At 60.6% G+C, this 4,830-nt stretch carries 7 protein-coding genes; 5 read left to right on the top strand and 2 right to left on the bottom strand.

Features of this window, described 5'->3' with window-relative positions; genetic code table 11:
* On the top strand, positions 1-374 hold a 374-nt coding region (locus ACLP2E_RS00640), incomplete at its 5' end, for a response regulator transcription factor (RefSeq protein ID WP_442464852.1).
* A gap of 85 nt (positions 375-459) precedes the next feature.
* Here ACLP2E_RS00640 and ACLP2E_RS00635 read toward each other — a convergent pair.
* The gene (locus ACLP2E_RS00635) at positions 460-927 is read right to left on the bottom strand and encodes a hypothetical protein (protein WP_442462512.1); all 468 of its coding nucleotides are present in this window, start codon (positions 925-927) and stop codon (positions 460-462) included.
* A 14-nt stretch (positions 928-941) separates the two neighbouring features.
* Positions 942-1,271 (bottom strand): hypothetical protein, encoded by a 330-nt coding sequence (locus ACLP2E_RS00630; protein WP_442462511.1) that lies wholly within the window; start codon positions 1,269-1,271, stop codon positions 942-944.
* Between the two features lie 173 nt (positions 1,272-1,444).
* Here ACLP2E_RS00630 and ACLP2E_RS00625 point away from each other — a divergent pair, with 173 nt between their 5' ends.
* The 4 genes from ACLP2E_RS00625 (at position 1,445) to ACLP2E_RS00610 (ending at position 4,536) form a co-directional block, all read left to right on the top strand.
* On the top strand, positions 1,445-1,780 hold the full coding sequence (locus tag ACLP2E_RS00625; RefSeq protein ID WP_442462510.1) for a hypothetical protein: 336 nt from the start codon (positions 1,445-1,447) through the stop codon (positions 1,778-1,780).
* Between the two features lie 89 nt (positions 1,781-1,869).
* On the top strand, positions 1,870-2,088 hold the full coding sequence (locus tag ACLP2E_RS00620) for a hypothetical protein (RefSeq protein ID WP_442462509.1): 219 nt from the start codon (positions 1,870-1,872) through the stop codon (positions 2,086-2,088).
* An 82-nt stretch (positions 2,089-2,170) separates the two neighbouring features.
* Entirely contained in the window at positions 2,171-2,974 is an 804-nt protein-coding gene (locus ACLP2E_RS00615) for a DUF1217 domain-containing protein (RefSeq protein WP_442464851.1), read from the top strand.
* Positions 2,971-4,536, top strand: coding sequence for a tetratricopeptide repeat protein (locus ACLP2E_RS00610; RefSeq protein ID WP_442464850.1), 1,566 nt, complete (start codon positions 2,971-2,973; stop codon positions 4,534-4,536). Before ACLP2E_RS00615 ends, ACLP2E_RS00610 begins: the two co-directional genes overlap by 4 nt.
* Positions 4,537-4,830: the final 294 nt, after the last annotated feature.

The following is a 4,830-nucleotide window of genomic DNA, read 5'->3' as shown; positions in this document are numbered from 1 at the left end:
GCAAGCCGGTCCATGTGCGCGAAATCATGGCGCGCGTTGGCGCCATTCGCCGCCGCAAGGAGCCGCAAACGGAATATAAGGTGGTCGGCGAAATGCGGGTTTATTTCGACGGACGCGACCCGGAAGTGAAGGGCGCCGCCTTGCCGCTGCCGCGGCGCGAGCGCCGCATCCTCGAATATCTGGTGATGCACCAGACCAGGCGCGTGACCAAGGCGCAGATTTTCAACGCCATCTACGGACTGTTCGACGATGAGGTCGAGGAGGACGTCGTCGAAAGCCACATCAGCAAATTACGCAAGAAATTACGCCACCGCCTCGGCTACGATCCGATCGATTCCAAGCGCTATCTCGGCTATTGCCTGACACTGAACTGATCCAATCGACAAGATGTTTTGCCAAAGGCGAGCGTGGGATCACGCTCGCCTTTTTGCGTGTTCGCGTCGCGAGCAAAAGCGGCTGTCAGTCCCGCATGGCGTAAAATTTGCCGCGCAAGGAAGCGAGCTGCCGGCGGCTGGCCCGCGCCGGTCCTGACGGGTCGATCCGGGCGCCGACCAAAGCCTGCCGACGCCAGACGATCCGCGCGACGAGGATGATTTCGGCTTCGTCGTCGTAAAGATGGAAGATTTCCGGAATCGCCACGTCCTTGGCAAGGCGCAGGCGCAGGCCGCAGGAGGAGCGGTCGAGAATGTTCGCTTCGATCAGGAACAGATTGCGTCGATCGAGAATTTTCCCTGAACGCAGTCGCGTGCGTCGCCGCCGCGCGCGGCGCCTTTCGTAAGGATGAGGCGAGGGCGAAGGCAGGACGCTGGAAGGCAGGATGCTATAAGTGACGACGCCGGATGCCACCGGGCCGCGCCGGAGCCAATCGAGGCCTGAGGGTTTGAGTCCATAGGCCAGCTTCAACGCCGTGATTTCGCGTTCGGTCATGGCGCCGCCATCGATCAAACGGACGAGGGAAGGCGGCGCAGATCGGCGATGGCGCTTTTGATCATGCTCATCCGCAAGGCGTCCGCTTTTTCACCTATGTCATCGCGCGCCAGTTCATCGCAGGTTTTAAGTTTGGCGACGACGTCGGCGAAAGTCAGGCTGGGCTTATCGGCGATGGCGCGTTTCAAGGCGCCGATGAGGTTTTGCGCCGACAGGCGGGTCTCGTCGGGGAGGGGGCCCGCGACGGCAATTTTCATTTCGAGCATTTTCAGACGCAGAATGGCGGGGCCATCGGATGCGGCGGCGAAGCCGCCATGAGAGGTGTTTTGTCGATCGGAAACCATCGGCGCTGATTCACTCCAGTTTCCCGACCGTAGGGCGGGAGGTTTTCTTGCGTCGCCGCTGAATTGAACGCCCTCACGCTTTTGCGAAGCTTGCGCGCGAGCAATCCAGCCTCGCGCCAGCCGATTCGGCAACGATGGAAAATGTCGCAGGGAACTTGGGGAGAATGAAGTCGATGCCACATGACATTCTGAATTCGATGCGCGCCTTGCGCGAAGACATGCGTCAGCGTCTGCTGCAAGTTCCGGAATATCGCGCCCTGGTGGCGCTCGATCACTCGATCGACGAGATCTGCCTCATCTTGCAGGATTCGTTCCCCGCCGCCGCCCGTGAGTCCGCCGTTGCGCCGCCGCCGGCTCATGTTCCTCAGGTCATCGCGCCGGAAGCCGCGCCGGCCCGCCAGAACGCCATCGCCACTGCTTTTGCCGAAACCTTGGCCGCCAAAATCGACCAGCGCAACGGCGCCCGCGCGACAACTTATCAACCCGCGCCCCGCGCGCAGGCTGTCTGATCGTTCGCAACCGGCAAACGAAATTGAGCTGATATTAACGCGCTGCGAAGATGCTGCCGCCGATGACCGCCGTAATGACGGAAGACTCGATGGAACAAATCGTTCGCGGCCTGGAAGAGATCTATCGTGCATTGCGCGCAGCATCTGAATATTCCGGCAACGATCCGCGCATAGCCGGAGCCGTCGCGACTTGCCTGCGCGATTTGCACGCTATCGCCGCCCAGGCGCCCAACGACGGTCCCGCGCGGCGCTTTCGCCTGATCGATTGCTCCGCGCCGGCGGCGGCTTTTGAAAACTCCGGGGGCTGATTTTTCGTCGGTCCGCCAAGCCTCGCGCAAGTCCTCGCCGGCACGATGGTAAAGGGCGCGGCGCGCGGGACGAGGGGCGGCTATGAGCACTTTCACAACCTATCTGTCGATTGCGAACAATCTCAGCCGTTACCAGACCATGACGGCGTCCGATCCGACCGTCGCCCAGGCGACGAGCTATTTTCAGGCAAATATCGGCAGCGTCACCACACCCGCGCAACTGGTCAACAATCCGCGCCTTTTCAATTACGCGATGACGGCCTTCGGCCTTGGCGATATGACCTACGCCAAGAACCTGATGCAACAGGTGCTGGAGCAGGGGACGTCCAGTTCGAAGGCTCTCGCCAATACGCTGAACAACCCGAATATCCTGGCTTTTGCCCAGGCGTTCAATTTTTCCCTTTACGGGACGTCCACGACCCAGACACTGGCGGCGACGACCGACGTGGCCAACAAATATGTGATGCAGACGCTGGAGACCAACCAGGGCGCACAAGACCCGGGCGTGCAGCTCGCGCTCTATTTCCAGCAGAACGCGTCCAATATCACCAATGGCTACAGCATATTGGCCGACCCGAATCTTTTGAACGTGGTGCAGACCACGCTTGGTATTTCTTCGTACACGTCGGTCGAAAACATCGACACCCAGGCGCAGCAGCTCAATGGCCTGCTGAATTACTCCGATTTCCAGAAACCCGGTTATGTCCAGAATTTTCTCGAGCGCTTCACGGCGCAATATGATCTGAACAATTCGACGTCTTCGACTTCGACGACTGGCGGGACATCCACGATCGTCAGTCCCTTTCTGACGACGGCTAGCGCCAACACCGGCTTCAGCACCGATTTGTTGATGAGCCTCCAGAACTTGCAGCTGGGCGGCTCGTGACCGGCGAGGCCGACACCCTTTACCAGATCGGCCTGGGGGAACAGGCGGCGGGGCGGCTGGACGCAGCGATTGCCTGGTTCGACGCGGCCTTGCGGGCGCGGCCGGATTTTCCCGAGGCGCTGTGCAGCGGCGGCTATATTTTGCAAAGCCGGGGCTATGCCGCCGGCGCGCTGGCCTTTTACGACCGAGCCCTCCACTTCGATCCGGTTTACGCCGTCGCCTGGTTCAACCGCGGCGGCCTCTTGCTGGCCCATGGCAACGCGGAAGCCGCTCTCTCGTGTTTCGACCGGGCCTGCGCCTCGCAGCCCGAATACGCCGGCGCTCACTGCAATCGCGGCGCGGCGCTTTACGCATTGGGAAGGCTGCGCGAGGCGGCGGAAGCCTATCGCCAGGCCTTGGGCTTGCAGGAAGATCTGCCGGAGGCGGAACTCAATCTCGGCAATGCGCTGATGCGGCTCGGCCGAAATGAAGAGGCGCGGCAAGCCTATTTACGGGCGATTGTTCTGCGCAGCGATTATGCTTTGGCGTTTTGCGGTCTGGGCATCGTGGCTAAGGAACTGGGTCATTTCGATGAAGCCATGCGTGCTTTTGATCAATCCCTATGCTTGGCCCCAGATTCGGAAGAGGCGCGCTGCAATAAAGGCTGTCTCCAGCTCCTGCTGGGCGATTTCGCCGAGGGCTGGGAAGGTTACGAATATCGATGGGCGGAAGGGCGAAGGCCCGTTCCCGCGTCGGCGGCCCGGCTCTATCTCAACGATGCCGCCAGATTAGCCGGGCAAAAAATCCTGGTCGTTCATGATCACGGGCTTGGCGACGCCATCCAGTTCTTTCGCTACGTCGTGCTGCTGGCGCAGGCGGGAGCCGAGATCGCTTTCGCCGGGCCGCGGAAACTGCGACGGCTGTTCGCTTCGTCTGCCGCGCCGATCGCCTGGCGCAACGAGGAAGATTTGTCCGGGAATTTCGATGCTGTGCTCGCCATCAGCAGTCTTCCGCGCGCCTGTTTTACGCGCATGGACACGATTCCTTCGCCGATACCCTATTTGCGCGCCGAACCGGAGCGCGTCGCGCTTTGGCGGGAACGCCTTGCCGGCGCCGGTCTGAAAATTGGGTTGTGCTGGCGCGGCAATATCGATTTTCGCGTCGATCCGCGCCGATCGATCCCGCCAGAATCGCTGCTTCCCTTGACAAAATTGGAGGGGATATCCCTGTTCAGCCTGCAAAAAGGCGCCAATGAAGCCGTTCCAGCCGCGCTGGCGGAGCGCGTGCGGAGTTTTGCTAAAGATTTCGACGACGGTCCCGACGCCTTCATCGACACGGCGGCTCTTATGGTCAAGCTGGATCTGATCGTTACCTGCGACACCTCCATCGCGCATCTGGCGGGCGCGCTGGGACGCCCGGTCTGGGTCGCCCTGCGCCATGTCTCCGAATGGCGCTGGATGACAGAACGCATGGATTCGCCGTGGTATCCGACCATGAGGCTGTTCCGTTGCGACGATAACGATGACTGGCCCGCGCTTTTTGAGGATATCGCAGTCGAGATTCGGCGATATTTCTCATCTTGACGGGCACTTGGCGGTGAATCGCCGGGCCGCGCCAAGACCGCAAAGCGTGACAGTCCTATGAATTCTGGCCCTGTGGATAAAACGGTTTCGTTTCCGCATCTTGTTGAAAAACAACCAGTTCATTGGATAGCTGCCGTGGCTCTCGTCCGATTTCAGGATGCGATGCAGCATTTTCCCGAATTTTTCTGCTTGACGGTTCCGGTTAGTTGGACTTATAAGCCGGACATCGACGGCGCTGCCGCGGACTGAGCGGCGGTTGCTGACGCGTCTCCATTTGAGCCTAGAGGTTCAGCT

The organism is Rhodoblastus sp., assembly GCF_052145335.1.
GTDB lineage: Bacteria > Pseudomonadota > Alphaproteobacteria > Rhizobiales > Beijerinckiaceae > Rhodoblastus.
The sequence above is the reverse complement of the archived record's forward strand: the minus strand, read 5'-3'. Positions and strand labels throughout refer to the sequence as shown.

Coding starts and splice junctions, on each gene's coding strand:
- ACLP2E_RS00615 (WP_442464851.1), top strand. CDS start 2,171: ATGAGCACTTTCACAACCTATCTGTCGATTGCGAACAATCTCAGCCGT.
- ACLP2E_RS00635 (WP_442462512.1), bottom strand. CDS start 927: ATGACCGAACGCGAAATCACGGCGTTGAAGCTGGCCTATGGACTCAAA.
- ACLP2E_RS00620 (WP_442462509.1), top strand. CDS start 1,870: ATGGAACAAATCGTTCGCGGCCTGGAAGAGATCTATCGTGCATTGCGC.
- ACLP2E_RS00630 (WP_442462511.1), bottom strand. CDS start 1,271: ATGGTTTCCGATCGACAAAACACCTCTCATGGCGGCTTCGCCGCCGCA.
- ACLP2E_RS00625 (WP_442462510.1), top strand. CDS start 1,445: ATGCCACATGACATTCTGAATTCGATGCGCGCCTTGCGCGAAGACATG.